The organism is Bradyrhizobium sp. USDA 4504 (assembly GCF_054063995.1).
Genome location: NZ_JBSSGV010000001.1, coordinates 2,252,772 through 2,278,884, shown reverse-complemented (window position 1 = coordinate 2,278,884; position 26,113 = coordinate 2,252,772). Strand labels below are relative to the sequence as shown.

The 26,113-nt window shown below is 59.5% G+C and carries 24 protein-coding genes and 2 pseudogenes; 10 read left to right on the top strand and 16 right to left on the bottom strand.

The genetic code is table 11. The annotated features are described in order from the left end of the window. Positions 1-15 precede the first annotated feature (15 nt). The gene (locus ACVMB1_RS10070) at positions 16-615 is read left to right on the top strand and encodes an NADPH-dependent F420 reductase (protein ID WP_076831762.1); all 600 of its coding nucleotides are present in this window, start codon (positions 16-18) and stop codon (positions 613-615) included. Positions 616-786: 171 nt separating this feature from the next. Here ACVMB1_RS10070 and ACVMB1_RS10065 read toward each other — a convergent pair whose 3' ends face one another. Next, a complete protein-coding gene (locus tag ACVMB1_RS10065; protein WP_456848520.1) occupies positions 787-1,440 on the bottom strand; it encodes a glutathione S-transferase in 654 nt (217 codons plus the stop codon). 109 nt (positions 1,441-1,549) lie between these two features. On the opposite strand from ACVMB1_RS10065, the gene ACVMB1_RS10060 reads away from it, so the two are divergent. Beyond that, on the top strand, positions 1,550-2,113 hold the full coding sequence (locus ACVMB1_RS10060; RefSeq protein WP_076831756.1) for a TetR/AcrR family transcriptional regulator: 564 nt from the start codon (positions 1,550-1,552) through the stop codon (positions 2,111-2,113). A 202-nt stretch (positions 2,114-2,315) separates the two neighbouring features. After that, positions 2,316-2,384 (top strand): annotated as a pseudogene (locus ACVMB1_RS10055) (NADP oxidoreductase coenzyme); the annotation flags it as partial. 91 nt (positions 2,385-2,475) lie between these two features. Here the strand turns inward: ACVMB1_RS10055 and ACVMB1_RS10050 are convergent. Together ACVMB1_RS10050 and ACVMB1_RS10045 are read right to left on the bottom strand one after the other, a co-directional pair. Continuing rightward, on the bottom strand, positions 2,476-2,811 hold the full coding sequence (locus ACVMB1_RS10050) for a Fic family protein (RefSeq protein ID WP_244558939.1): 336 nt from the start codon (positions 2,809-2,811) through the stop codon (positions 2,476-2,478). A gap of 20 nt (positions 2,812-2,831) precedes the next feature. Then, a complete protein-coding gene (locus ACVMB1_RS10045; protein ID WP_143271136.1) occupies positions 2,832-3,743 on the bottom strand; it encodes a hypothetical protein in 912 nt (303 codons plus the stop codon). A 514-nt stretch (positions 3,744-4,257) separates the two neighbouring features. Between ACVMB1_RS10045 and tnpA (ACVMB1_RS10040) the strand changes: the two genes are divergently transcribed. From tnpA (ACVMB1_RS10040) to tnpC (ACVMB1_RS10030), 3 genes are read left to right on the top strand one after another with little or no spacing between them, the layout of a single operon-like run. Next, positions 4,258-4,659, top strand: coding sequence for an IS66-like element accessory protein TnpA (tnpA, locus tag ACVMB1_RS10040; RefSeq protein WP_139486052.1), 402 nt, complete (start codon positions 4,258-4,260; stop codon positions 4,657-4,659). A gap of 23 nt (positions 4,660-4,682) precedes the next feature. Then, entirely contained in the window at positions 4,683-5,003 is a 321-nt protein-coding gene (tnpB, locus tag ACVMB1_RS10035) for an IS66 family insertion sequence element accessory protein TnpB (protein WP_430641956.1), read from the top strand. Between the two features lie 47 nt (positions 5,004-5,050). Then, a complete protein-coding gene (gene tnpC, locus ACVMB1_RS10030) occupies positions 5,051-6,715 on the top strand; it encodes an IS66 family transposase (protein WP_253637928.1) in 1,665 nt (554 codons plus the stop codon). Between the two features lie 80 nt (positions 6,716-6,795). Here tnpC (ACVMB1_RS10030) and istB read toward each other — a convergent pair whose 3' ends face one another. After that, complete coding sequence (gene istB / locus ACVMB1_RS10025; protein WP_141343233.1) at positions 6,796-7,656, bottom strand: IS21-like element helper ATPase IstB; 861 nt, start codon at positions 7,654-7,656, stop codon at positions 6,796-6,798. Further along, a pseudogene (istA, locus tag ACVMB1_RS10020) lies at positions 7,656-8,964 on the bottom strand (IS21 family transposase). Before istA ends, istB begins: the two are co-directional and overlap by 1 nt. A gap of 1,244 nt (positions 8,965-10,208) precedes the next feature. On the opposite strand from istA, the gene ACVMB1_RS10015 reads away from it, so the two are divergent. Next, positions 10,209-10,619: a cupin domain-containing protein gene (locus ACVMB1_RS10015; protein ID WP_141343231.1), complete on the top strand. Its 411-nt coding sequence runs from the start codon at positions 10,209-10,211 to the stop codon at positions 10,617-10,619. 74 nt (positions 10,620-10,693) lie between these two features. Continuing rightward, positions 10,694-11,116, top strand: coding sequence for a GFA family protein (locus ACVMB1_RS10010; protein ID WP_141343230.1), 423 nt, complete (start codon positions 10,694-10,696; stop codon positions 11,114-11,116). A gap of 218 nt (positions 11,117-11,334) precedes the next feature. Here ACVMB1_RS10010 and ACVMB1_RS10005 read toward each other — a convergent pair whose 3' ends face one another. The 11 genes from ACVMB1_RS10005 to ACVMB1_RS09955 form a co-directional block, all read right to left on the bottom strand. Further along, on the bottom strand, positions 11,335-12,408 hold the full coding sequence (locus ACVMB1_RS10005; protein ID WP_159109504.1) for an adenylate/guanylate cyclase domain-containing protein: 1,074 nt from the start codon (positions 12,406-12,408) through the stop codon (positions 11,335-11,337). A 240-nt stretch (positions 12,409-12,648) separates the two neighbouring features. After that, on the bottom strand, positions 12,649-12,969 hold the full coding sequence (locus ACVMB1_RS10000) for an SMR family transporter (RefSeq protein ID WP_141343228.1): 321 nt from the start codon (positions 12,967-12,969) through the stop codon (positions 12,649-12,651). A 97-nt stretch (positions 12,970-13,066) separates the two neighbouring features. Beyond that, positions 13,067-14,638, bottom strand: coding sequence for an IS66 family transposase (tnpC, locus tag ACVMB1_RS09995; protein WP_456783894.1), 1,572 nt, complete (start codon positions 14,636-14,638; stop codon positions 13,067-13,069). Between the two features lie 52 nt (positions 14,639-14,690). Further along, positions 14,691-15,044 carry an IS66 family insertion sequence element accessory protein TnpB gene (gene tnpB, locus ACVMB1_RS09990; RefSeq protein ID WP_076834308.1) on the bottom strand — a complete coding sequence of 118 codons (354 nt, stop codon included), beginning with the start codon at positions 15,042-15,044 and terminating at the stop codon, positions 14,691-14,693. Further along, positions 15,025-15,498 (bottom strand): IS66-like element accessory protein TnpA, encoded by a 474-nt coding sequence (gene tnpA / locus ACVMB1_RS09985; RefSeq protein ID WP_076834346.1) that lies wholly within the window; start codon positions 15,496-15,498, stop codon positions 15,025-15,027. The genes tnpB (ACVMB1_RS09990) and tnpA (ACVMB1_RS09985) overlap by 20 nt, the downstream gene beginning before the upstream one ends. Positions 15,499-15,774: 276 nt before the next feature. Further along, complete coding sequence (gene pdxR / locus ACVMB1_RS09980) at positions 15,775-17,196, bottom strand: MocR-like pyridoxine biosynthesis transcription factor PdxR (RefSeq protein ID WP_141343227.1); 1,422 nt, start codon at positions 17,194-17,196, stop codon at positions 15,775-15,777. 417 nt (positions 17,197-17,613) lie between these two features. Next, on the bottom strand, positions 17,614-17,940 hold the full coding sequence (locus ACVMB1_RS09975; RefSeq protein ID WP_141343226.1) for a hypothetical protein: 327 nt from the start codon (positions 17,938-17,940) through the stop codon (positions 17,614-17,616). A gap of 61 nt (positions 17,941-18,001) precedes the next feature. Further along, complete coding sequence (locus ACVMB1_RS09970) at positions 18,002-18,658, bottom strand: FMN-dependent NADH-azoreductase (RefSeq protein ID WP_200844562.1); 657 nt, start codon at positions 18,656-18,658, stop codon at positions 18,002-18,004. Positions 18,659-19,635: 977 nt separating this feature from the next. Continuing rightward, positions 19,636-20,127 (bottom strand): carboxymuconolactone decarboxylase family protein, encoded by a 492-nt coding sequence (locus tag ACVMB1_RS09965; RefSeq protein ID WP_141342853.1) that lies wholly within the window; start codon positions 20,125-20,127, stop codon positions 19,636-19,638. 63 nt (positions 20,128-20,190) lie between these two features. Further along, entirely contained in the window at positions 20,191-20,904 is a 714-nt protein-coding gene (locus tag ACVMB1_RS09960; RefSeq protein WP_141342854.1) for a sensor histidine kinase, read from the bottom strand. A gap of 28 nt (positions 20,905-20,932) precedes the next feature. Continuing rightward, a complete protein-coding gene (locus tag ACVMB1_RS09955; RefSeq protein WP_141342855.1) occupies positions 20,933-22,537 on the bottom strand; it encodes a GMC family oxidoreductase in 1,605 nt (534 codons plus the stop codon). 366 nt (positions 22,538-22,903) lie between these two features. On the opposite strand from ACVMB1_RS09955, the gene ACVMB1_RS09950 reads away from it, so the two are divergent. Together ACVMB1_RS09950 and ACVMB1_RS09945 are read left to right on the top strand one after the other, a co-directional pair. Continuing rightward, complete coding sequence (locus ACVMB1_RS09950; protein ID WP_076832911.1) at positions 22,904-25,702, top strand: PAS domain S-box protein; 2,799 nt, start codon at positions 22,904-22,906, stop codon at positions 25,700-25,702. Beyond that, a complete protein-coding gene (locus ACVMB1_RS09945; protein WP_076832908.1) occupies positions 25,702-26,112 on the top strand; it encodes a response regulator in 411 nt (136 codons plus the stop codon). The genes ACVMB1_RS09950 and ACVMB1_RS09945 overlap by 1 nt, the downstream gene beginning before the upstream one ends. The last annotated feature ends 1 nt before the right edge of the window (position 26,113 follow it).

Below are 26,113 nucleotides of genomic sequence, written 5' to 3'. Positions count from 1 at the left end.
GATCGGAGAAGCACCATGAGCTACGCGATTGTAGGATTCGGTAAGGTAGGCCAGGCCCTCGCCCACGCCTTCGCCCGTAAGAACATCAACGTGACCGTCGCGAGCCGCCGGCCGCCCGAGGCGTTGGCGCCGCAGGCGCGGGCGATTGGACCCACGGTCGTCGCCAAGTCGTTGCGGGAAGCACTCGAGGCCGACACAATCATCCTGGCGGTCCCGTTCGGGGAGCATCGCGAGGTTGCGAAGGCCCTGCCGAGCTGGAAAGGCAAGATGGTGATCGACGCGATGAACGCGTTTCCAGTCCCTGAAGAGCTGGACGGCCTCCCGTCCTCCGCCTCCGTCGCGAAGGCGTTCACCGGCGCCAGCTTCGTGAAAGGGTTCAATCACCTGGTTGCGGCCAAGCTGGCGGCCGATCCGATCGTCGAGGGTGGCCACCGGGTGGTCTTTCTGTCTGGTGACGACGAGGACGCGACCGCTCCTGTGGCGGCCCTGGCGGAGCAACTAGGGTTCGCACCCGTCAAGCTGGGAAAGCTCAACGAGGGTGGCGCGCTGGTGCACGCACGTGGCCGCACTTGGGGCCCGCTCATCTTCCAGGATTTGTTCAAGAAGGAGCAGTAACGGATTTGCGACCCGTAGCCCGCATGAGCGGAGCGACATGCGGGACAAGACGCGGAGCGCCGATCGGAAAACCCCGGATGTCGCTGCGCTCATCCGGGCTACGCTTGCTATCTTGCCGATCCGCCCTCGCGTAAGACTCGCGAGGGCGGTGTTCGCAAACTACGATCTTAATCAAGATGCCTCGATCGGCTCGGACATCGTTATCCGGTTCTTGACGCTAGGACGCTCCTGCATCGCTGCATACCATGCCAAGAGAGCCTCGCACTCGATCGGCACCGGCACGTTCAACAGTCCCGCGAAGATCAAGCCGCCGATGAGGGTGATATCGGCCATCGTGAACGCCTCGCCGGCGACGAACGGCTGTGCTTTCAGAATGCCGTCAAAGTAGTGCATCCCCCTGACGGCCTTGTCGCGCTGACGGAATCCCCATTCGGGGTTCTGATAGATCTCGACATGAGGCCCGAGACCCGGCGTGGCGTGGTGGAAATAGACGCTGATGGCATCGAGCAGTTCCAGTTCGGCGCGCTTGCTCATCATGTGGATCACGCCCTTTTCGCGCGGCGTCCTGCCGGTCAGCATCGGCGCGCCATCGAGCGCGTCAAGGTACTCGGTGATGGCCGTGCACTCGCCAATGAAGGTCCCGTCGTCGAGTTCGAGCACCGGCAGGGTGCCGGAGTAGTTCTTGGCGAGGAATTCGGGCTTCTTGTGGTCGCCCTTGTAGAGATCGACCAATACGAACTCCACTTGCGGCCGCAGGTTCTTCTCGGCCAAAGCGATGCGAACGCGGGCCGGATATGGGCCAGTTGGCCAATCGTAAATCTTCATCAGGACTCCTGTGTCTACCTGCCACTTGGTAGGCTGAAATTAACCTTCAAATCCGGCCGGTCAACGCCTATCTGTCACTTGGTAGATAACGAAGCGGTGAGGCAACGAAGTGAGTTCGAGCTCTCGGGAAGCCATCCTGGCGACAGCAAAGCGGACCGCGCAGGCACGCGGCTATGGCGGCTTGAATTTCCGTGATCTGGCGGACGAAGTCGGGATCAAGGCCGCCAGCATCTATCACCATTTTCCGAGCAAGGCCGATCTCGGCGTGGCCGTCGCGCGGCGCTACTGGGAAGACACCGCCGCCCAACTCGAGGCGATGCTGGCAGAAACGGCCGATCCTGTCCGCTGCCTGCGTCGATATCCCGATGTGTTTCGCAAAGCGCTCGAGAGCAACAACCGCATGTGCCTCTGCAGCTTCATGTCGGCGGAAGTCGACGACCTGCCGGACGCAGTGAAGAAGGAGGTCCAGACCTTTGCCGACGTCAACGTGGCGTGGCTGAGCAAGCTGTTGGTGGCCGCGGGCCTGGTCAGTTCGAGAAAGAGCGAACAGCGGGCCCGCGCCATCTTCGCCGCCGTCGCCGGCGCGCAGCTCGTCGCCAGAAGCCGCTCCGATATTTCGCTCTACGACTCGATGATCGACAGCTATCGCGCCGCGGGACTTCTGCCGGCATAGATGGCCCGAACGTCAGATCGACGTGAGGCGGCGACGCCCTGCTCCAACTCGATCGTTCTAAGCCATGGTAGCGAGTAGCCCGCATCAGCGAAGCGATATGCGGACACCACGTGACACGCTGACAGGAGGTGCCCCGGATATCGCGGAGCCCGTCATCGGGCGCGCGTTCGCGCGACCCGTTGGCTCATCCGGGCTACGCTCGCTGGTGCACGCACGCGGCCGCGTTTGGGGCCAGCTCATCTTCCAGGATTTGTTCAAGAAAGAGCAGTGATCGGCGCACGGGCGCCGTTCGAAGGGCGGGGAGACGCGCTGGCCGCGCCGGACGGGCAGCGCGCAGTTCGGATCAACGGTTTCAAACAGCGTCAGATATGACACCACGTTCTCGCGACGATAATCGTCCGAGCTTTGCTGTTGGTTTCACCCTCTTCGATCGGAGGGCGCAGGGAAGACCGGGTGCCGATCGCACCCATGGGCCCCGAGCAATGGGTAGGAAGCTCGGGGGTAGGACCACAGGTGTAACCGGAAACATCCGGCCTTCCCTGCGCGATGGTTGTGCGGCTTCCGTCCAAAAACGGGTGGATCCAATTCAACCGCCAAAGCACGTACGACGAAAGCTCAATCGCACTTTTGCTGTCCCAGTTTTGGTTGACGTAGCGGCAAAGGTCTTCGATCGCCTTAACTACTTGGCCTGGGTGAATGGGCTCGAATTCGTTCTGCGTTATACGAACCGTCGCCGTTCGATAGCCGATTGGTGATGCACCCGGATATCCTTGGCGCTAAATATACTATCTACCCATCGGAAAAAATCGCTCTCTCGTCTCATTGTTGGAGAGCCATCCGGGGCCACATATGTCGGCTCCCAGGCATCATTAGCGAAAAATCCAAACGATCGAATTGGTCGACGCGGGTTCGGATGCAACAGGCAAGCATGATGAATCCAGAAGTTCCCAACTGGCTCATCGGTCCCGCTGACATGCATCTCCACTACGAATACGACCGCCGTTACTCGGCGCGTGCGATGGAAAAATCGTTCAGTAAGTTCGCCAAGAGACGGCCCCAAATTTTCTGTTGTGGCCCAGCTTTCCGGCAGCACGCAAAAAATGATGGAAGCATCTGTATCAGGCAGTTGCTTTCGCTTGTGATTCAGCGCATTTTCGATTGTTTGGATGGGAAAACTCTCTGCGGTGAGCGCTGTGACTTCAACGTTCACTGTCTCCCCGTCCGCGATCGCTTGAAAATCAAAATCTTCGCGCCTGATTCCTACCTCGGGCTTAGCTCGTACGTCATAGCCACCCTCAAGAAACATCCGCGCGGCATACATCTGGTAATAAGTGGATCGAAGATCTCGTCCACGCATTCGACGACAAAACTCCGAGAAGCCCGGACATGACCGCATCAGAAAGAGTGTTTCTCCGATAAGCAGCACGCGTCCAACGTAACCATGCCAGATCCCTCCTCTGCTGGTCCGCTGAAGGTCTAGAAAATCGCTTGTTTCTGCCTTTGTTAAATTCTTTCCGAGATAAAATAGGCCGATGTAAGCAGCCGCGAACCAATAGAAGCTCTCCCTATCAAAATCACAAGCAGCATCTCTCAAATAGTCTGCGAGGCGCTTAGGAACGTCATCAAACATCCTCGCCCCCGTCGCACGGCTTAACGCGCTGGAGAACCCCTCACTCCCACTCAATTGTTTAGGAAGATGCCTCCGCGTTGATTTCCAAGCACAAATCCTTAGAGCTGACGGTCTAATTCCGACGGTATACCCGCCCCATTTTTTTGGTCTTGAATTCACAGGAAAATTTCTGTGGCCCTGAGGAATGGTGCCTTCACCAAGTATCGGAATCAATCGAGGCACTAGACGGACTCTAGCTCGGAATGGCCTCCTCTTGAGCTTTCCGCGAGTTTCAGCAAATACCCTCACCGCTCTGCAGGGCGGACCCTTAAGGTCGCGTTTGCGCCGACAGCGGCCACTCCTAACAACTGGGCTCTCCACCCTGTCAAACGCCATCCGGAACTGCCCCCTTTGCGTCATGAAGAACTGCCCCCACCATCGGGTTATGGTACGCATCCGACGGGGGCCGTCTTGCGTGATGGGTGGCAATTCGCGAAGCGTGTGGCCTTAAGTCTAGCTTTAAGGTCATCAGGCGATGCGGGTCGAGGTTTTGGGCGGGTTGGAGCGGCGGCGGCGCTGGTCGCAGGACGACAAGGCACGGATTGTCGAGGAGACATTGGCACCGGGCGCGAAGGTGACTGAGGTTGCGCGTCGCAATGGAGTAGCGGCCAGCCTGGTGTTTACCTGGCGTCGACAAGCACGGACATCGGAACAAGTTGTGCCATCTTTTACGCCGGTGCAGATCGCCGCCGTAGCGGCCTCGGCTGAGGAAGCTCCGAAGCTTTTGCCTACGGTTGATGGCCGAGTTCGCTCCGTGACAGCCGCGCGTACTGGATTGATAGAGATCGATCTCGGCAACCGACGGTGCATCCGGGTGGATGCGCACGTCGATCCGGAGGCGTTAGCGCGGGTCCTCGATGTGCTTGGACGCCGATGATTGCGATACCGGGGAATGTGCGAGTGTGGCTCGCGACAGGCTACACGGATATGCGCAGAGGCTTTCCGTCGCTGGCACTCCAAGTGCAGGAGGTGCTGCACAAAGACCCGCTCAGCGGTCATCTGTTCGTCTTCCGCGGTCGCCGCAGCGATCTTGTGAAGGCGATCTGGCACGATGGCCAGGGAGCCTGCTTGTTCACAAAAAGACTCGAGAGAGGAAAGTTCATCTGGCCATCGGTTACCGGAGAATCGGTAACGATCTCGCCGGCGCAGTTGAGCTATCTGCTGTCTGGAATCGATTGGCGTAACCCTCAAGAAACCCATCGGCCGACGCGGGTCGGATAGCCGCTTTTACGGTTTGAATCTGCTGCTTGATCTGATTCAATGGCTTCATGATATCGAAGCCGGACGATCTTCCATCGGACCTCGTCAGTGCCCTGGCGGCGCTGCAGGCCGAGCGTGAGGCACGGCTGCGAGCTGAGGCGGTGGCTGCCAATTGGCAGGCGCAAGCCGCGAATGCGCAGGCGCAACTGTCGGATACCGAGGCGCTGATCGCGCATCTCGAGTTGCGCATCGAGAAGCTGAAACGCGAACTGTACGGGCAACGCTCCGAACGCACGGCACGGCTGCTCGAGCAGTTGGAGCTAGAGCTGGAAGAGCTCGTCACCACAGCGAGCGAGGATGAGCTTGCCGCGCAGGCCGCAGCGGCGAAGACGCAGAACGTCCGCCCCTTCATGCGCAAGCGGCCGGTGCGCAAGCCGTGGCCGGACGACATCGAACGCGAGCGCGTCGTCATTGAGGCCCCAACGACCTGCGCCTGCTGTGGTGGATCGCGGTTGGCGAAGATCGGTGAGGATGTGACCGGGACGCTGGAGGAGATCCCGCGGCGCTTCAAGCTGATCGAGACGGTACGGGAGAAATTTACCTGCCGCGATTGCGAGAAGATCAGCCAGCCGCCGGCGCCGTTCCATGCCACGCCGCGTGGCTTCATCGGCCCACAATTGCTGGCGACGATGCTGTTCGACAAGTTCGGCATGCACATCCCGCTCAACCGCCAGAGTGCGCGCTTCAAGGCCGAGGGGATCGACCTGCCGTTGTCGACGCTGGCGGACCAGGTCGGCCACGGGACCTTCGCCGTCATGCCGCTCTTCCACTTGATCGAACGCCATGTGCTCGCGGCCGAGCGTCTTCATGGCGATGACACCACCATCCGTATCCTGGCGAAGGGCAAGTGCACGACCGGGCGGATCTGGACTTATGTGCGGGATGACCGGCCCTTCGCCGGGCCTGCGCCGCCGGCGGCGGTCTATTACGCCTCGAGCGATCGACGAGGCGAGCATCCCCAGAAGCATCTGGCGGCCTTCGCCGGTATCCTGCAAGCCGATTGCTACAACGGCTTCGAGCCGCTGTTCGACCCGCAGAAGAAGGCGCTGCCGATTACGCCGGCGTTTTGCTTTGCCCATGCGCGGCGGGGCTTCTTCGAGCTGGCTGACATCGAGAAAAATGCTCGGGAAGGCAAGAAGGGCAAGCCGGTCTCTCCGATCGCGCTGGAGGCGGTCAAGCGCCTCGATGCGTTGTTCGAGATCGAGCGCGCCATCAACGGCCGTGGCGCCGACGAGCGGCGCGCCGTGCGCCAGGAAAACAGCAAGCCGCTTCTCGAGGACATGCACGCTTGGCTGCTGCGTGAGCGCGAAACCCTCTCGCGCTCCTCCGAGGTCCTGAAGCCGATCAACTACATGCTCAGGCGCTGGGACGACTTCGCCCGCTTCCTCGACGATGGCAGGATCTGCTTGACCAACAATTGTGCCGAGCGCGCATTGAGAGGCATCGCATTGGGAAGGCGCAACTGGACCTTCGCCGGCAGCCAGCGTGGCGCCGACCGCGCCGCCATCATGCTGACGATGATCACGACCTGTCACCTCAACGACGTCGATCCCAAGGCCTGGCTTGCCGACGTCCTCGCCCGTATCGCCGATCTTCCCGCTTCGCGTCTGCACGAACTGCTGCCCTGGGAATGGAAACTCCTGCGCCAAGCCGCCGGTCAGCAGGCCGCCTGACCTTCACGCAACGCCATCATAGAGCCCGCCGCGCCCGCGCGCATGCGTCAATCAGGCGGTCTTCGTCGTATGCGTACGGGTTATGATCTTGGTTGAAGGTTGCTTCCGTCGGTGACGGGACGGAGGGAGGCGGAGCCGACCGGAGGGCCGTCACCGACGGGCGGCGGCTTGATGAGGCCGCTCTTCCGTTTGGCGCGGAGCCGGTAGCTGTCGCCGCGGATAGTCAACACGTAGCTGTGGTGCAGGAGCCGGTCGAGGATCGCGGTGGCGACCACCGGATCGGCGAACACGGTGCCCCATTCGGCAACGCTGCGGTTCGACGTGATCAGCATGGCACCAGTTTCGTAGCGCCGGCTGACCAGTTGGAAGAACAGATGGGCCGCGTCGGGTTCCAGCGGCAGATAGCCGAGCTCGTCGACGATCAGTAGCTTTGGCTTCGACAGCGCGAGTAGTTTCTCGTCCAGGCGCCGATCGCCATGCGCCTTGGCAAGGCCAGCGACCAGCGTCGTCGCCGTGGTGAACTGCACCGTATACCCGGCCAGGATTGCCTCTCGCCCGAGCGCGATCGACAAGTGCGTCTTACCGACGCCCGGCGGGCCGAGCAGCAGCACGTTCTCTCCGTTGGCGATCCAACGTGACGCGGCCAGGTCGCGGATCTGCTTCGGATCGATCGACGGCTGCGCCTCGAAGTCGAAGCCAGCAAGCTCCTTCACGGCCGGGAAGTGTGCAAGCTTCAGCGCCATGTCGATGCGGCGATGATCCTTGCGTGCGATCTCGCGCTCGCACAGCAGGATCAGCGTCTCACGTGCCGACAGGTTCGCGCGCGCTGCCTCGTCGAGCAGGCTATCGAGCTGATCGCGGATGCCGGAGAGCTGCAATCGCGCCAGCATGGCATCAAGGGGATCAGTCGGTACTTCGGTTGCCTTCTTTGCGCGCGTCATCAGAAGCTTCCCCCGATCACGGCTTCATATTCGGCAAGAGGACGCAACAACGAAGGCGGTGGAGACGACCCCGGCACCGCCGCCGCAATCTCCGGCCGGCGGACCGCGCCATTGCGCCCGGCAACACCATCGAGATGGGCGGGATCGGCGATCCGCAGCCGGCGCCCCTCCGATTGCTTGTGGACCGCCACCTGGTGCAATCCATGGCGGATCCGCACCTCGCCGCGCCGCGACCGTTATCGCCACGCGCTCGCCAATTAGGCGCCACGGCACTGAGTAACTGTTCGTGTCGATCTCGATGGCGCAATCGTTGCCGACGACCCGGGTTAGTTCGCGCAATGATCCGAACGAGGGCTGCCCGCCGAGCGGTTTCAACCGGTGTGCCTCGTCGCGTACGAAGCGAACCATCGGCGCCTCGCCGGTCGTGCCGTGGATACGCACGTTCGCCACCTCACGCTCCCACTTGGCGAGATGCGCCTCGAATGCCTCCCAACTTACGAAGGAATGCCCCGCGATCGCGTTCTTCTTCACGTAGCCGACGCCATTCTCCGTCTTGCCCTTCGTGCGTGCCCGATATGGCGCGCAGGCGCGTGGACGGAAGCCCCAATGCTTCGCAAACGCGATGAGTTTGTCGTTGAACTGAACCGACCGGCTCACCGCGTCGTGACGCACGACGAGCGCGCGTGGATTGTCCATCAGCACTTCCTCCGGCACGCCGCCGAAGGTCGTAAATGCGCTCTCGAGCCCGGCGAACCAGTGCTCTTGCTTCTCCGCCCGGAACGCACGCACATGCAGCCGTCGCGAATGCCCGAGCGTTGCCACGAACACGAATGCTTTGACCTTCACCCTGCCGATCTCGACCAGACGCTCCCCGAAGTCGATCTGCAGCTGTCGGCCAGGAGGCGTCTCGAACCTCGTCGTCGCCAGCGCCTCCGCCTTCAGCGCCTGGCGATAGGGCTGCACGGCGCGTTGCAGCGTTCGCCGGCTTACCTCCACGCCTTTCTCGGCCAACAGATCCTGGCGAACCACGTCAGCATTGCCGCGATGGCGAATGAACCTCTCGTGCAGCCAACCCTCAAGGCCGTCGAGCAGCTTCGGCCGCTCAGGCGACTTGAACGGCTTCACCCCGCCCGCCGCCACGTAGTCCTTCACCGTGTGATGGCTGCAGCCCAGCTGGCGCCCAATCCGCTTCAGCCCCCATCCGCACGCCCTTAGGCGCAACATCTCCGCCACGTCATCCGGCGTCTTCATCACCTGCCCCCGTGGATCACTCCACGGCGAGCCTCTAGTGATTCGTTCCTCGTTCATTCGCTCTCTCCTCAGCTATCCGAGGAGGGGGCAATTCCTCATGACGCCGAGGGGGCAGTTTTCCATGGCGCGCGACACCACCCTTTGGAGTGGGTGTCGAGCGGAATGCAGGGCTGCTCGGACGGCTGCGCTTTTCCTGCACTTCCAACCTGCAGCAAAGCCGGCGGTCGAAAACGCTAAGAAAGGTGGAGTGCGAGAAAGCGTGACCCTAAGGCGGACGGGCGACGGCGCCCATTCTGGAAGAATATCCTAAAGCCCGCGCTCTTGAGGTCGCAATTCGGGCCGACAAGGTTCACGTGGCGAACAACCTAAAGCGCTGGCAGAGAGCAGAAGGAAGTAGGCCCGTTGAGCCTTGTACCGCGCCTCCGCTCGTCTCGTCTCGAAACCATAGATCACGGCATCTCCAGCCAGCGTAGTGACGCTCCATTTCCATCGGCAGCCACGTTTCGTCAGCAACATCTCAACGCGGAGAACAATTCACCGCGGCCATCTTTCGCAGGATCCATCCAGCCCAGCATGCCCCTTACGGATTTTGTGTAGGTTAGCGGCTCGGCCCAGCCGGCAAATAGAACTTCCGTCGTCGGCAGCGAATGGAACTTGTTCCCCCTTAAGGCTCGCCACAGCGGAACCGGGAACTCTGCGCTGTGGGTTGGGCGGACCGGGGGCTGCGGCCCATGAGGAAGGCGCCATTGCGGCAAAGGCGTCGTGTCAAGCTGTCGTCGCTATTGCAGGACCGCCTTGCGTCGTTTGCAAATTGGGGCGAGGGAAAAAGCTTTGAAGCTACCGCCCGGACCGGAGCGAGAAAGCCTCTTGGTGAAGGTGCGGCAAGCCGAAACTGCGTAGCACACACACGCCGCTCTCGCTCAGACGACAAAGAAGTCCGCCTAGCGGTCTCCCCCATCCTTCTGGACCCAGTTGGCGCGACGACGCGCAGCAACTTCATTCCTTGGATGACGCCAGAACTCGTCGATAGTCACCCTAGGCACCGAAGTGTGACTGGCATCGAAGTCGCAGCCGCCTTCGGTGCCTCACGGTTGAGGCAATTCCTCAGCGACCCTTTCTCGATTGATCCGGGGCAACGATCCCTGTCGAGACCATGAGTATCCTTCTACGAATAGCTCATCAGGGATGGACGGACTTGGCATAGTTCACGAGTCAGATCATGGAGCTAACCAAATAGTTCAAGAAGCGCGATGCTAGCGACCAACTGACAATTTGGCACAACTAAAAGGAAGGATCGAACAATGAAAAGACTGGCGCTTTTTATTTCCCTCGTGCTTGGCGCGACATCTCCATTTGCCTCCGCCCATGCAGGCACGGGAACGGCAACGACTTTGATGACCAAAGAGCTACCCGACTTTCCAGGGAAGGAAGGTATGGTCGAACTTGTCGACTTCGCCCCCGGCGAGGTCTCGCAACCGCACCGGCATAATGCGGATCTCTTCGTCTACGTTTTGGAGGGGAGCATTGTCACGCAGGTCGGAGGTGAAGCCTCCAAGACCGTCAATGCCGGCGAGGTCTTTTATGAAGGGCCCACGGACGTACACGTTGTGAGCCGCAACGCCAGCGCGACAAAGCCTGCGAAACTCATTGTCTTCTATCTGAAAGGTAGAGGCGTGCCGCCGACCGTACTTGTCGGCCATCAAGATAAATAGCGCCGTTTGACGGACTGGAAGGACCGAGCGTGCGGAGTCCCGACGACTTCATCTGAGGGATTGTGAGGTATCGAATGAACCATACAGGGCACTGCCTTTGCGGCGCCGTTGAACTGCGGACCACGGGAGCACCTGAGGCCATGGGATACTGTCATTGCACCACCTGCCGTACCTGGGCCAGCGGGCCGGTAGTTGCCTTCACTATCTGGAAGGCGGAGGCCGTCACGATCACAGCTGGTGAGGAGCATGTCCAAACTTTTGAGAAAACCGAACGCAGCAAGCGTAAGTTTTGCAGACGGTGCGGGAGCCAATTGATGATTGCTATTCCGACGTTGGATCGGGTAAACGTATTCGCAACGACGCTTCCGACGCTCGTGTTCAAGCCATCGCTGCACGTAAATTACGCTGAGACGGTTCTGCCCATGCGAGACGGCTTGCCGAAATTGAAGGATTTTCCGGGCGAAGTGGGGGGATCGGGCGATTCTTTGCCCGAATAGGCTGGCGCGTACATGTGACCAGGGGCACCATGAGAGCCCAGCTGTTAGCGACTTCAGCCGCGATGACCAAGCGCACACCGGGCGCATCAGAAGGCGTAGGTTCAAAGATCGAACTCGGACATCAACGGTGACAGAAGGCTCGCCACGCTGCTGAGCAAGCCATCTCCCATCGCCGCGACCTTCAACGCTTGCGTACTTCGTCCTGAGTGAAACACCCCTCAGCGTACTTTTAGGCTGTAGAGATGAAGCGGCTTTCGGCAGCCTCTGAGCAGATGTTCTCCTTCACTTGTGAAGGCGTTGGCGACGTCGACGCTGCCTTCCGCAATCAGCGATTGAATGAAATCTCCGGTGACCAGTACTGTCGCGTTGAGTGTTCGGCAGTAAGCTTCCACACGACTTGCGATGTTTACGGTATCGCCAACCACTGTGAACTCAAGCCGCTTATCGGTGCCGATGTCGCCCTGCACAACCTCCCCCCAGTGAATGCCGACGGCAATGCGAATGAGCTTGCCTGGGTCGTTGGGATGTCGGGCATTCCATTGGGCGAGGCAATCACGGATTCGCATGGCACAAAGCGCCGCGTTTGTTGCATCCCGGTCACTGGCAAGTGGTGGGCCGAACACGGCCATGAGACCGTCCCCAAGGAACTTGTCTATCGAACCACCGTGCGCAAATACGGCTTCGCCGAGCATTGCCAGCAACTCGCGCAAAAATCCGATCACTTGGTCAGGTGTCTTTTCAGACGCGAAGGCGGTGAATCCAACAACATCGGCGAACAAGACCGCTGCTTTCTCGCGACGAGCTGCGGAAAAGGGCACATCGATCTGAACGAGCCGTTTCACGATTTCCGGCGAGAAAAAACGCGCCAAGTTCCTACGCTCTCGTTTGACCTCAGCAAGACTCGCATTTGCTGACCGATTTTTCAGCACCAGCGCGGTCGTTATTGCGATTGTCGCGAAGCTGACAATAGACCTCAAGGGAGCCGCGCCGACAAAGGTGATTCCGTGCGTTAGAAGATAGCTGAGCGCGGTTAGCGCGACGCATGAAATTCCACTGAAAATGATGCCCGTGCACTCAAGATCGTGCGCGCCAATCAGAATTGCGGCCACGTACAGGGAGGCCACAGTAAAGTGAAGAGATGAAAGCGTATCGACAAGGAAGATGCATATCGCCAGGACAATCGCGAGGAAGGGGTGTGAGCGCGCTCGGTGGAACATGTTAGTCGCTTTGACACTTGATGCCGCGAGATTATGAGGACCTTCCCGCAAAGGATCGGGATGATGATGGCCCATCGCATCCGCCGTTAGGAGCGACGCTTCGAACAAGCCCACAGCAACCGTCGCAGTCCGACGCCTGCCTCAACCTTGATCGCCAACGATACGTATTCGCGACTTGCATCCAAGGGCCATGAAATTGCTTTGCGACTGGTCCAACAGTCTGTCCTTGACGGCCCCGTTCTGTGAGAAGCCAGACAACTCCGAGCCGCTCCGGCACAGCGGGACATCTGGTCAGCGAGATCGTACCTTTAAGCCTCAGTTCGCTGAGACAAGTTTTAGCCCAATCACGCCTCCCACAATGAAGACGATGCAAAACACGCGCGCGAGCGAGGCTGAATCGCCCAGCAATACCATACCGAAAATTGCGGTACCTGCCGCGCCGATACCGGTCCAGACGGCGTAGCCCGTTCCCACGGGAAGCGTGCGGAGCGCGAGGGATAGAAGAAGGACGCTCGACAAGCCGGCGGCGGCGGCAAACAGCGACGGCGTTAGCCGCGTGAAACCCACTGACCACTTCATGCTCAAGGCGAATCCGATTTCAAGAAGACCGGCGGAGACTAGGATGATCCATGTCATATGCGTTAGATCCATTTGTTAGTAAGCGCGATTTTCCGCGCACGTTGTCGGCCGCGATTTGACGGATGGCCTTCGTATCGGGGCGATGCTGAGCCGTTCAGGCAGTGGCCGCTTTGGGGAAGTTGAAGGGCAACAGGTCAGCGATATCGGCGTTGTCTGCGCGCTGAGGCAACTCGGTGAGCACATGGCGCAGCCATGTTAACGGCTCGACACGTGAGGCGCGGCAGGTCAGCATCAGGCTGTAGACGACGGCGCTGGCCCTGGCTCCGTCGACGGTGTCGCTGAACAGCCAGCTTTTTCGGCCAGTGGCAAAAACCCTGATGTCGCGCTCCAGAAGATTGTTGTCGATCGGCATCCTGCCATCTTCGGTGTAACGCGTCAGATAGTCCCATTGGTTCCGGGTGTAAGATACGGCGTCGCCAAGCTTGCTGTCCGGCAGGACCTTCGGGGCGATTTGATCGAGCCATTCCTTGAGGGCGTTCAGGACAGGAATGCTGTGTTGCTGGCGGAAGCGACGGATGCATTGATCCGGCGTTTCGTCTCTGTCCGGTTTCTCGTCCCGCGCCTGCCTTTCAACCCGGTAGAGCTGCTCGAAGAACCGCAGCGCCTGCTCGGGCGGCCCGCCGCCCTTCTTTCTCGCTTTGAGGGCGTCGACAAAACGCCGCCGGGAGTGGGCCATGCATCCAATGTGGGTGGCCCCTTCCAGCGTGCGCCACGCGCTATAGCCGTCACTCATCACGATGCCACGGTAATCGCCGAGGAAGACCTGCGGGTGGATTTGGCCGCGGCCCGGCTGATAATCCAGAAGAACGATCGGCTCGTGACTATCCTTGCCGCTGCGATACGCCCACATGTACGATGTGCTGGTGGCCGCTTTGTCCTTCTCCTTGAGGACCTGAACCGTCGTCTCGTCGCCATGGATGAGAGGCTGCGATCTGAGCCGCAGCTTCAGGGCGTCATAAATGCGATGCAGATGCTTCTCGCTCGAGCCGATCACCCAGTGGCCCAAAGCGCCGCGGCTGACAGGAACGCCTGCGCGTTCGAAGGCCTGCGCCAAGCGGTAGAGCGGCGTGCCGTCGACATATTTGTGAACCAGCGCGAACGCCAGCGTCGAGGCCGTGGCAACGCTGCCCGGCAACGGCTGCGTCGGCATCGGCGCGGTCACGACAGGGGCGTTGATCCCGGTGCGATCGCAATGGCGGCAGGCATATTTGAAGCGCACATTCTGTAAAACCTTCGCCTTCACCTCGATATGAAGTTGCTCGGTGACAGCCTCGCCCATGCGATGCATCTGGCCACGGCAGCAAGGACACGCCTTCTGATCGTCGGGCAGGTCATACTCGACGCGCTCGCGCGGCAGGTTTGCCGGCAGCGGCCTGCGGCCGCGCTTCTTTCCCGTCGTGCTTTCGACCGATGGCAGACCCGTGTCCGGAAGTTCGGCGGTATCGTTCGTTTCGCTGCCGGCGTCATCCTCATCGGCGGCCTGCTCGGCTTCATTGAAGAGACGGTCGACGTGCTTTTCGCTGCGCGGCGCAAAACGATGCAGGCGTGCCAGCGCCAGTTCTTCCTCCAGCTTGACGACGCGCTCCGTGAGCTGACGATTCTCCGCCTCCAGCGCGGCAATGCGCGCCAACAGCACCTCGACACTCGGATTGCCGGTTCGATTCATCGGATTCTTGAATCTGAACCGTTCCGACGCGTCAACCGCTCAACTCAAGAGCTCAGCCGGCAACCTGATATTGCCGCACCGGATGACGGACCATCGCATCGATATCGATGCCGTCGAGGATCCAGTGCAACTGCTCGGTCGTAAGCCGGACGACCGCCTCCTGGCGGCGCGGCCATCGGAACTTGTCCTCGGTCAGCCGCTTCAGGACCAGCACAAAGCCGGACCGGTCGAAGAACAGCAACTTCATCCGGTCGCAACGGCGATTGCAGAACGCAAAAACCGCCGGCACAAACGGATCGAGCGCCATCGTCTCCTGAACCAGAACCGCAAGGCTGTTGATGCCAGCTCGGAAGTCGATCGGCTCACGGTGCAGATAGACCTGCAGGTCACCGCCCAGTCTGAACATGGCCCAGGGCTCCAATGATCGCCGTCAATGCATCCACATCCCCGCATTCCAGCGCGAGCTTCACGCCATTCGGCAGCGACGCGCTCACTTTGGCCGGAGAACAAAAAGCTGGAGACCCCTTGGATTCCGACCCACCCACTTCAGCGCAAGTCGCCGGCAAATCCACCGCCGCCACACTGCCTTGCCGCGACAAACCCCGCTCGGCGGCCCCCTCAAGGTGAACCGGGATGAACGCCGAGGGTGACGACGACGGCGCCGACCTGGCCGCGGCGTCCTTCTTGATCCACTTCCGAAGCAGGTTCGCGTTGACCCCATGTTCGAGTGCAAGTCTCGAGACCGAAACGCCAGGCTCAAGGCAGGCCGCCACAAGACGCTCCTTCGATGTCGTCTCAAAGCGCCGGCGACCGTTCCGACCAACAAGCCTGACACGCAGTTTCTGACCATCGTCGCTCATCATGAGGTATCCACCTATTTAAGTGGACACCTCATGCATCAGAGCACTCAAAACCAAAAGGTGCGGGGAAATTCGCGCTTACATTTGTTATCTGCCGAGCTTCGACCGCATTCGCGGAAACGCGAGATCAACCAGTTGCTGGTCAAGGTCACTTTCTCGGAGGGGTGCTCCAGCTTCAGACCTTCAGTGTCTCGCCTCTTCGCCCCTTCAAAAAGGACCATGACGGAGGTCTATAGATGGGCCATGATTTTGCACCGGCCGGTTCTCAAGCTTGAGTTACATCGAATCCAAGATGCGCCGTCCGAGATTCTCGGCCGTGCGCTGCGAATCGATATTTGTGAAGTTCAAGAGAAGGCCGGATACCCCGTATCGGCCCTTGGTCCAGTCGGTGAGGGCTTCCGCGTACAAGCCCCCTGCCCGCATGCTTGCGACAAGCCGGCGGTCTGAACGGTCGCCTCGCAGACGCAAGATGAGGTGCATACCGCCCGGTTGTCGGTCTATTCGCACGTGCTTTCCCAGCACGCTTTCCAAACCTGCGGCAGTCGCCTCGCGGCGCACGGCGTAGAGCTTCCGCATACGCTGGATATGGCGCGCAAAATGGCCCCCTGAAAGGAATGCAGCAACGATGGTTTGAGTAAGTCCAGGACTGCCCGCGGAAAGACTTTCGATGACTTGCGTAAACCTCTCGACTTGCACCAACGGCACCACGAGATAGGCCAGCCTTATGCCCGGAAAGAGCACCTTGCTAAACGTGCCGGCATAAAGAACTCGCCCATCCCGATCGAGGCTCTTCAGCGCAGGAAGCGGGCGGCTGACATACCGATATTCACCATCGTAGTCGTCTTCAACGATCCATGCCTTGCTTCGCGCGGCCCAGTCCAACAATGCTAGGCGCCGAGGCAACGACAACGACATGCAAAGCGGGCTCTGGTGTGCAGGCGTGACGACCGCCGCGCGAGCGCGGGGCGCCAGTTTGGTTGCATCGGAAACAATTATGCCCTCCTCATCGACCGGAACCGACACGCCTTCGATATTCATGTACTTGAGTATTTCGCGCGTGGGCGGATATCCCGGATCTTCAAGCCAGACGCCATCACCCGCCTTCAGCAAGGCATAACCGATCAATTCCACGCTTTGGCGGTACCCTGAGGTAAGGAACACCTGAGAGGGAGAACAGCTAATCCCGCGTGCAATCTGCAGATACTTGACGATTTCCATGCGCAGCGAAGCCAAGCCGCACACAGGAGGATGGATCATGTCAGATGGCTGCATGGCCCGCACACTGCGCGCGCCGAGACGCGCCCAGATCTTTCGCGGAAAGGCATCTAGGGCAGGCAAACCCATTTGGAACGGCAGGATCGATTCTGGGCGAAAGCTGACGGCGTCCGCGCGGGGAGTCGGTAGCGCTGCTGATCTGGCAATGGGCCCTTGCGGGTCAAGGACCGGGCTGACAATAGTGCCTGCCTGTCTGCGCGCCTCGATATACCCCTCGGCGGCCAACAGAGAATAGGCCGCTTCGATCGTCCCCCTGGCCAGCCCCAACTCGTTAGCCAGCGCCCGTGCCGAGGGAATGCGGTCTCCTGGTTTCAGCACACCATTGGTTATAGCGTCCCGAATGCGATCGTAAATCTGTTGGTAAAGCGGCGCGGCGGCAGCTGGATCAAGAGGCTGAAATTTTTGCAACTTCGCCGCGGGCATCACCTGATCCGATCTGTGAGCGACCAAACGCCCTCGGTGTGTTCCTTTAAAGCTATGAGCCGCCAGTCCCAGCCCGCCGCGGGCGCGCGAAGAGTAATCAAATTGCGCAACTCGCGCGCACAAGTACCCGGCTTCGCTCCTGCTAATGGGGATGCATACGCTGCAGCCCGCGCTGATAGGTCGGCGCCAATAGGCGTGGCATACAGCCGGGATGCGCATTCTCGTATGGCAGCTGACACTTCGAAGAAGCCATCATCCATGGATCAGTGTATCCGGTGGACATATCTACGATTCCTATCAACGAACCGCGGTGCAAGCCTATCTCGACCCTCTGAAGCGCGACCGTCGCTAATGCTCGGCCACATTGGCGATCCGCATCTCATATTGCTTGACTAACCGCACCGGCTCGATTCGAAGTCAGTTCGCGGTCGCTTTCGCCTTGCGAACCACAACGCTGTCGCCTTTCCGAGTAATCTCGACCGCATCCGATTGTCGCGGTGTTGAGAGAACCACGCGCTGGCCAGGTGCGAGTACAGAAATGACACGGATCGGCGTTCCCGCCTCGCCCTGCGCAAGAGTGGCAACGACGCGAAACCCATCGCGTTCGACAGTGTAGTAAGCGATCCCAGATATGCCTCCAAGATCGATGCTCTTGCCTCCGAGTGGACGAAGGCCTTCTGCATTGGCCGCCGTCATCGACGCGATACCGAAAGCAACAGAGAATATGTCGTTGCGGATTGACATACCGACTTCTCCTTTCATGTCTGAGACGTTTGGCCGCTAGAGAGGACGGCCACGCTCCCGATCACGGAAAGACGTCGCCGCTGCAATGCGGCCGTACCGGCAAATGGCGAAAGTACTCTTCCAGCGCCTGATCTGTCTTGATCCTCGCCTCAACGACAGCGTCCCGGCCGAGGGCAGTACCTTCGATGGAGAAGACAGTCAGATCATTCAGTCCTATGACGCCCAGGATGGCTCTTAGATACGGAGTAAGAAAATCCGGCTGACGCGCGCGCTCACCGGAGTATCTCCCGCCCGAAGACACGGCGACAAAGACTGGGCGGTCGCGCAACCTGCCTACATAGCCCTCCGTGGTCGAATCGAACGTTCGGCGGACGCGAACGACGTGATCAATCCACGCCTTTAGTGCAGATGGCACCGTGAAGTTATGCATAGGGGTCCCGATGACAACGTAGTCGGAGCGCTCCAGCTCCTGAATGAGCTCTTCGGATCGGGACATGGAGCCCATTGGGAACGCTTCCGCGAATGACGATTCGGTTGCACCAAGCGCGGATGCATAGCTCGCATCTATATGCGCGATCGCTCCGCCACCGATGACTCGATTTGTGAGCACCGAAGATGGCTCCTTCGCGCGCAACAATTCGATAATCTTCCGAGATATCCTGCAACTCTCGGAGAACTGCCCGCGAGAACTACAGCAAACATGCAGGATTTTCATCATCCACCTATTCTCGCTTCCTTCTCATGCCGGCGCTCATTCCTGCCGCGCCGCGTTGATGGCGAAGGCTCTTGCCTGACGAGCCTAACGGAAGCGCGTCCCGTCCAACCATCGGAGTCGACAAGCAACGCTGAACCTCATTGACTGCGGGTCCTCGGCGCGGCTGCCGTGCTTGGTATGGACTCTTGCCTCTGAGCTGGAGACGAATCTATTGCACCATGGTGTCGTCGACACCTTGTGATCTATCGGTACGCCATCCTGCCCGCGACCGCCAAGACAGCGGTCAATCATGACCCGGTGCCGAGGCTTCATCGCTGAGCCTTCCGCTCACCACGAGGCACCTTTCTCTATACCGGCCTGCCGACAATCGATTTCGCCCACGATGTTCGGTCTCTTTCGTCACGAGCGAATGCTCGTCCCGGAAGTCTGATTGAGACCACGGCACATCTAAACCCACAGATGCAATCCCTGCGACACCTTGGTGCAATGGATTCACTTCCAGATCTGCGCAACCAGAAGTGTGCAGCTGAGACGCTCCATTCGACACACGACGTTTCGTCTCACATCGGAAAGCACAACCCCTCTCACCGGGAGCACTCGATGGTTCATGGTGAATTTGACTACGTTATAGTGGGTGCCGGTTCTGCCGGATGCGTATTGTGACCTGTTCCCCAATTCGCCCCGTTTATAAGTAGACTCCGTTCTGGGTTTGGCCCGTTGGGGAGGGTTGCAAACTCGGTTGGTGTGAGCCCCTTGAGACACGCTCATCTGTCACCTCCATCTAAGGGCCGAGTGTCGATGCGATCTAAGAGTTCGGATGTCGGCTCGGCATTTGAGCTCCCGTCTGTTCATAACGCTTGGTCGCCATTGTCTGCCTGTCCGCGAGCATAGGACGATCATTGAAGAAGGAGCCGTCGGTTGTTCCGACGGCTCCAGTTTTCCCTGGCAGCGGGAGGAGGTGCCAGGACTTGGTCGATGCCCTACTCGTCGCGCCGGCCGACGGCCGATGCCGCATTCGCGACTTTGAGCGAGGCCGCGGGCGGCGTGCGGAATGCGATCGACAGGCGATTGAACACATTCATCAAGCTGACCGCATAGGTTAGGTCTGCGAGCTCCGTGCCGTTGAACTCGGCGACAGCAGATTCATAGTCAGCGGCAGGAACGTTGGTCTCGGCTACGCGAGTTACGGTCTCCGCCCAGGCGAGTGCAGCGCGTTCGCGGACGCTGAATAGCGCGCCCGCATCTCGCCAGACCGGTACAAGCACGAGCTTTTCGACCGCGACTCCGAACTTGAGCAGATCGCGTGAATGCATATCAATGCAATACGCGCAACCGTTTATCTGCGATGCCCGCAAATAGACGAGATAGATCAATTCTTGCGCGAGACTGCTCTCCTGAAGGAGCGCGTAAACCTCTGCGAACGCCTTGTAACCCGCCGGCGACGCCTTGATGTAGTCAATACGGCCGTTCATGGAAGATCCTTTCCTGTTGGTGAGGGCTCTTAGAGACAACGATCGGTATGCGCTGCGATTGCTTCATTTCTGACCTGGCTTGGCAGCAACGACGTCGACAAGTCGCGACTTGGCTTCGATCGGAAACGTCAGGGTCGATGTGGCGCCTTCCAATCCAAATTCATGGCTGATCGTGCCGCCCAGTTCCTTTGCTAGAGCAGCTACGATTTTCAGCCCTTGGCCGATCCCGTATGGGCTCTGGGCTGAGCCGTTGTCTTTAACGCAACATTCAACCAGCAAGCCCGAGGTACGCAGGGTGACCTCAAGGGTCCCGCCGCGATTTCCGAAGGCGTGACGTGCGCTGTTTGTGATCAGTTCCGAAAGGATGAGACCAAGCTTCCAACACCGCTCTGAACGCAACTTGAATGGTCGCAAGATGAGTATCAGCTCAATTCCTTGAGGATCAAGCCGAGCGCACGAGAGCGAATTACAGAGCGCGGCAGCGTATTCAGATGCGTCAATTTCGGTGCAATGTACCGGCATCTGTAACGCCCGATGCGCCACCGCATAGCAATGTAACGTATTGCTCACCTTGGCGAGGGCAGACTTAACTTCGTGAGATGTAGAGCGGCGCGCGATCGATACAGCGAGTCCAATCACTGACGTGAGCTCATTTTTTACACGATGGGAAAGCTCTTGGATGAGCAAATGGTCGACCGATGTTGGCTCGAGGCGCAAATCGACGACGTTCTGTGCGTTGCTGCTGGAGTGGTTCGTTTGCATGTGTTCGGCCTCCATCCCTTTAGTCCCTGTGTGAAACGAATGTTCAGACGTCCTCTCGGATTAAATCCGCAGCCTTTTCGGCAATCATGATTGTGGGAGCGTTGGTGTTGCCGCCGACGATGGTTGGCATCACGGACGCGTCAACCACGCGCAACGCGTCAACGCCGCGTACACGCAGCCGGGCGTCCACCACCGCCATCGGATCGTCATCCGGGCCCATCTTGCAGGTGCCAACCGGGTGATACTGCGTATCGGCTCGACTGCGAATATCGCTCTCAAGACCGGCAACATCGTCGGCTCGCGTCGGGTACAGCATTTCCCCGCGGAGTTGATGGAATGGGCGGGATTCGATAATTCCTTGCTGGATCTGGGCTCCCTTGACCAGCAGCCTTAGATCGCGCTCGTCGGAAAGGAAGTTGGGATCGATCCGGGGCGGATCGCGCGGGTCGTTGCTGGTAAGTCCTACGACACCTCGACTATGGGGTCGCAAGACATCAACGTGGCAGGATATGCCATGGCCAAGGTGGAGCTTGCGTGCGTGATCGTCGACGATTGCAATGACAAAGATCAATTGCAAATCGGGGGCCGGGACTTCTGGCGATGATCGAATGAACGCGCCCGCCGTGCCATAGGTCGTTGTCACTAAGCCGGTACGGCTGCAATTCCACTCAAGGATTGCACGCAGCATTCTCCCTGCGCCTCTGAACGAAATGCCAACCGTCCCGACGTTGTCCAGCACGCGCCACGACTGGATGTAATCGATATGATCTTGTAAATTCGCACCAACACCGGGTAGGTCGTTCAGGATCGGAATGCCAAGCTGCGTCAGCGCCTCGCCAGGTCCTATTCCGGAGAGTAGCAGAAGTTGCGGCGAACCAAAGGCGCCGCCGGAAAGTATCACTTCTCGCCGGGCGTGCGCCTCCTTCACCTCCCCGCCCTGGTAATATGACACGCCGTACGCTCGACGATCCCTCATCAGTATCTTGGCAGAGATGGCGTGTGTCAAAACTGCGAGGTTCTTGCGCGACAGGTTCGGAGTGAGGTAGGCCTTCGCCGTGCTGCACCGCTCGCCATCCTTATGGGTGACCTGATACGCGAAGGCACCTTCTTGCTCCGCTCCATTGTAATCGGGATTTGACCGGATTTGCCGCAGCGCCGCGGCCTCAAGGAACAGCTTGGTGAGCGGGCTCTCGTATCGCTGATAGGTAACGTTCAGAGGTCCGCCCTGACCGTGGTAATCATCCTTGAACTCTTCATTGTGTTCAGCCCGCTTGAACAGCGGCAACACGTCGTCATAGGACCAGCCAGGATTGCCGAGCGCGGCCCAGTGGTCGTAATCCCATTTGTTTCCGCGCACATAGAACATCGCATTGATCGAACTTGAGCCTCCAAGCACCTTGCCACGCGGTTGATATCCACGGCGGCCGTTCAGGCCAGGCTGCGGTACAGTCTGGAACGCGTAGTTGTTGAGCTTTGTCGGTACCATTGCGACGAAGGCAGCGGGGGCCTGTATCAGAACGCTCGTGTCTCGGCCGCCAGCTTCGAGCAGACAGACCGAGACGCTCGGATCCTCCGTGAGGCGCGAGGCGAGCACGCATCCCGCAGAACCTGCCCCGACGATGACGTAGTCGAATTCACGTTTGTCCATGACGCACTCCGGCAGAGAGCTTTACTTCGGCGCCGATTGCGAAAAACAAGGAAGCGACGTTTCATCGGCTGACGTTCGATCTAACGGGTATCGGCAATGAATCCATTGCACGAAGGTGTCGCCAGCCGTCTGACGTTTAAGTGACAAGTCGCGCGATCGTCAGTCGTCGGCCCATGCACGAGCCTTCGCCGATGCCAGTAAATGCCGAAGATCGCGGACAAAATCGATTGTCGATCGAGCAGGCCAGGGAGTAGGCTTCTGGTCAAAGCCGGAGCGGCGATCCTTGAACCGACACCAAGGTATCATCGACCCCGCGTGGCCCCCCGGCGCATTATTCTTTCACGGTGACCGTCAGGAACGAGCCCCATGGAGAACGACCTCAGTCCTGTACTCGATACGCTTCCAGGATTGGTTTGGACGGCGTTACCTGACGGAACTGTAGATCACGTCAGCCGTCGCTGGTGTGAGTACACCGGTCTTGATGCTGGCCAGCTAGTGGGGGCCGGTTGGCGGCGTGCCGTCCATCCGGAAGATCTACCCGGTCTGCTAGAGCGCTGGCGGTCGATTCTGATAGCCGGCGCGGAAAGCGCGATGGAAGCGCGCCTGCGTCGCCGCGATGGAGAATACCACTGGTTCACTATCCGAGTTCGACCATTAGTCGACGGGCCCCAAAAAATCGTCAAATGGATTGGACTGAATATTGATATCGAGGACCGAGGGAGGCTTGGTCGGGCGAGCGAGAGCCTTTATCGCTCCATTTCCGACACCATTCCTGCGATGGTATTCTTCATGACGCCGACGGGGGAACTCGAGAGCGTCAATCAGCATGTCCTCGACTATCTCGGGACGACGCTCGAGGATCTAAAGGGCTGGAGGACAGGAAGTCTGGTTCACCCCGACGATCTCCCTTCGGTAAGAGTGGCTTGGGACCGATCGATAGCCACGGGGGAGCCGTACGATGTCGAGCAGCGTATGCGACGCGCTGACGGCGTTTATCGATGGTTTCACGTGCGTGGGATGCCCCGCAGGGACGCGCGCGGACAAATCGTACGATGGTACATGATCGAGAGCGATATCGATGACCGGAGACGTGCTGAGTCGCTACTCTTGTGCGAAAAGCAACTGCTGGAAATGGCGGCCGCCGGCAGTTCAATGTCGGACATTCTCGTGGCACTGTGCCGCCTCGTTGAGACTACGAGCGAGGGCTGCTATTGCAGCGTGGTGCTGGTCGACCCAACCGGCACGCGGCTTGAACACGGCGCCGCGCCTAGCCTTCCGGCCACCTTCATCAACTCAATCATTGGCCGCCCGGTGAATGTCGATTCAGGCCCCTGCGCGATGGCCGCGCATCTGAACGAGCAGGTGATCGCCGCCGATCTCATGCTGGAAACACGATGGGCGGCCCATGCCTGGTGCCCAATGGCGATGGCGCATGGGCTCCAAGCGTGCTGGTCAACACCGATCACGTCGACGATGGGCAAGGTCGTCGGCGCTTTCGCGATCTACTACGACAAGCCTCGCACGCCCACCCGAGAACAACAGGATCTCATCGCTCAATTTTCGCACGTCGCCAGCATAGCCATCGAACGCGCCCTGAGCGACACCGCGTTGAAGCAAAGTGAAGCGCGCAAGGCCGCGATCTTGGACGCGGCGCTGGATTGTATCATCACGATGGATCACGAAGGGGGCGTAATCGAGTTCAACCCGGCTGCGGAACGCACCTTCGGATATCCCCGTGGCGAGATTGTCGGTAGGGAGTTGGCGGACGCCATCATCCCCCCGGCTCTGCGGAAGAAGCATCGGCAAGGCATGGCTCGATATCTGCGAACGGGTGAAACACGATTGATCGGCAAACGGGTTGAGATGACGGCCGTACGTGCGGACGGCAGCGAATTCCCCGTCGAGCTCGCGATCTCTCGTATTCCTCTGGAGGGACCACCATCGTTTACTTGCTACCTGCGCGACATAACGGAACGCAGGCGGTCGGAGGAGGCATTGCAACGAAGTGGAGCGTTTCTCACCGAAGCCCAGCACCTAAGCAAGACCGGCAGCTTCTCATGGTGCGTCGCGACCGGAGAGATCATTTGGTCAGAGCAGGTTTATCGCATTTTCGAGTTTGACCAAGCGATCCCGGTGACGCTTGAGCTCATCGGATCGCGAGTTCACCCCGACGACATCTCGCTGATGAAGGACATGATCGCCCGGGTGAGCGCGGAGGCAGAGGATTTCGAGTACGAGCACCGGCTGCTTATGCCCGATCAATCGGTCAAATATCTTCATCTGGTCGCGCATGCGACCCGGAACCGTAGAGGTCAGCTCGAATACATCGGCGCCGTACAGGACGTCACCAAGCGCCGGGTCTCGGAAGAGGCACTTGAGGATGTCAGATCAGAGCTTGCCCGGGTATCGAGAATCGCGAGCCTTGGAGCGTTGACGGCCTCGATCGCCCATGAAGTCAACCAGCCCTTGTCGGGCATTCTCACCAATGCCAGCACCTGTATGCGGATGCTGGCCGCGGATCCACCCAACGTTGACGGAGCACGCGAGACCGCGCGGCGCACCATACGGGACGGGAACCGTGCTTCCGACGTGATCGTTCGACTACGGGCGCTCTTCGGCAAACGCCGGTTTTCGATGGAGCGAGTTCACCTCAATGAAGCGACGCAAGAGGTCATCGCGCTGCTGCTGAACGAGCTCAAGAGGGATCGGATCAATATCGAGATGGATTTTGACGATGACCTTCCGACCGTCATGGGCGATCGCGTCCAGCTTCAGCAGGTTATCCTGAACCTGGTTCGCAATGCGTCGGATGCGATGGGCGGTATCGACAATCGCCCCAAGCGGCTCATCGTCAAAACCGAACGCGATACGGATGAGAGCGTGCGCCTTACCGTGAAAGACGAAGGAGTTGGCTTCGCCCCGCATGACCTGCACAGGATCTTTGATGCCTTCTTCACGACAAAGGAAGCCGGCATGGGGATCGGCTTGTGGGTCAGCCGGTCCATTATCGAAAATCATCATGGTCGGCTGTGGGCGCAACCAAATGATACCCATGGCGCTTCTGTTTCCTTTTCCATCCCACTTGGGCTTGCGAGTGCAGAGAACCACGATCTAAGCGTTAATTGGGGCCCTGCCACGCGGGACCAAGTGATGAGGAGCCTTTAATGACGAGCCGTTTGCTCGTTTCGATTGTCGATGACGACGAATCGGTACGTGAATCGCTACCAGACCTGCTGAGGGAATTCGGTTTCGCTGCTGAAGCGTTTTCGTCAGCCGAGGAGTTTCTTGCTTCCGACCATATCGATCTCACGAGCTGCTTGATTTTGGACATGGCCATGCCGGGAATGTCAGGACCGGACCTACAGCGAGAACTCCGGTTACGCCGGCAAGACGTTCCGATCGTCTTCATTACTGGTCACGGTGACGAGACGGTCCGGCCACGCGCAATGGCAGAAGGCGCGGTGGAATGTCTGCTCAAGCCGTTCAGTGACGCCTCGCTGCGCGATGCCATCGATCTTGCGCTTCGTGTGGGCAGAATGCCGCGTAGTACCATCGAATGCGGGAAGGTACGGTAAA

Excerpts from the sequence above, each read along its gene's own strand:
- ACVMB1_RS09955 (WP_141342855.1), bottom strand. The coding sequence starts at position 22,537 with ATGGACAAACGTGAATTCGACTACGTCATCGTCGGGGCAGGTTCTGCG.
- ACVMB1_RS10070 (WP_076831762.1), top strand. The coding sequence starts at position 16 with ATGAGCTACGCGATTGTAGGATTCGGTAAGGTAGGCCAGGCCCTCGCC.
- ACVMB1_RS09950 (WP_076832911.1), top strand. The coding sequence starts at position 22,904 with ATGGAGAACGACCTCAGTCCTGTACTCGATACGCTTCCAGGATTGGTT.
- ACVMB1_RS09970 (WP_200844562.1), bottom strand. The coding sequence starts at position 18,658 with ATGATGAAAATCCTGCATGTTTGCTGTAGTTCTCGCGGGCAGTTCTCC.
- ACVMB1_RS09960 (WP_141342854.1), bottom strand. The coding sequence starts at position 20,904 with ATGGAGGCCGAACACATGCAAACGAACCACTCCAGCAGCAACGCACAG.
- ACVMB1_RS09945 (WP_076832908.1), top strand. The coding sequence starts at position 25,702 with ATGACGAGCCGTTTGCTCGTTTCGATTGTCGATGACGACGAATCGGTA.
- tnpC (WP_253637928.1), top strand. The coding sequence starts at position 5,051 with ATGATATCGAAGCCGGACGATCTTCCATCGGACCTCGTCAGTGCCCTG.
- ACVMB1_RS10005 (WP_159109504.1), bottom strand. The coding sequence starts at position 12,408 with ATGGGCCATCATCATCCCGATCCTTTGCGGGAAGGTCCTCATAATCTC.
- ACVMB1_RS10010 (WP_141343230.1), top strand. The coding sequence starts at position 10,694 with ATGAACCATACAGGGCACTGCCTTTGCGGCGCCGTTGAACTGCGGACC.
- tnpB (WP_076834308.1), bottom strand. The coding sequence starts at position 15,044 with ATGTTCAGACTGGGCGGTGACCTGCAGGTCTATCTGCACCGTGAGCCG.
- tnpC (WP_456783894.1), bottom strand. The coding sequence starts at position 14,638 with ATGAATCGAACCGGCAATCCGAGTGTCGAGGTGCTGTTGGCGCGCATT.
- ACVMB1_RS10000 (WP_141343228.1), bottom strand. The coding sequence starts at position 12,969 with ATGACATGGATCATCCTAGTCTCCGCCGGTCTTCTTGAAATCGGATTC.
- ACVMB1_RS10045 (WP_143271136.1), bottom strand. The coding sequence starts at position 3,743 with ATGTTTGATGACGTTCCTAAGCGCCTCGCAGACTATTTGAGAGATGCT.
- ACVMB1_RS09965 (WP_141342853.1), bottom strand. The coding sequence starts at position 20,127 with ATGAACGGCCGTATTGACTACATCAAGGCGTCGCCGGCGGGTTACAAG.
- ACVMB1_RS09975 (WP_141343226.1), bottom strand. The coding sequence starts at position 17,940 with ATGTCAATCCGCAACGACATATTCTCTGTTGCTTTCGGTATCGCGTCG.
- istB (WP_141343233.1), bottom strand. The coding sequence starts at position 7,656 with ATGACGCGCGCAAAGAAGGCAACCGAAGTACCGACTGATCCCCTTGAT.
- ACVMB1_RS10015 (WP_141343231.1), top strand. The coding sequence starts at position 10,209 with ATGAAAAGACTGGCGCTTTTTATTTCCCTCGTGCTTGGCGCGACATCT.
- pdxR (WP_141343227.1), bottom strand. The coding sequence starts at position 17,196 with ATGCCCGCGGCGAAGTTGCAAAAATTTCAGCCTCTTGATCCAGCTGCC.
- ACVMB1_RS10065 (WP_456848520.1), bottom strand. The coding sequence starts at position 1,440 with ATGAAGATTTACGATTGGCCAACTGGCCCATATCCGGCCCGCGTTCGC.
- tnpA (WP_139486052.1), top strand. The coding sequence starts at position 4,258 with ATGCGGGTCGAGGTTTTGGGCGGGTTGGAGCGGCGGCGGCGCTGGTCG.
- tnpA (WP_076834346.1), bottom strand. The coding sequence starts at position 15,498 with ATGAGCGACGATGGTCAGAAACTGCGTGTCAGGCTTGTTGGTCGGAAC.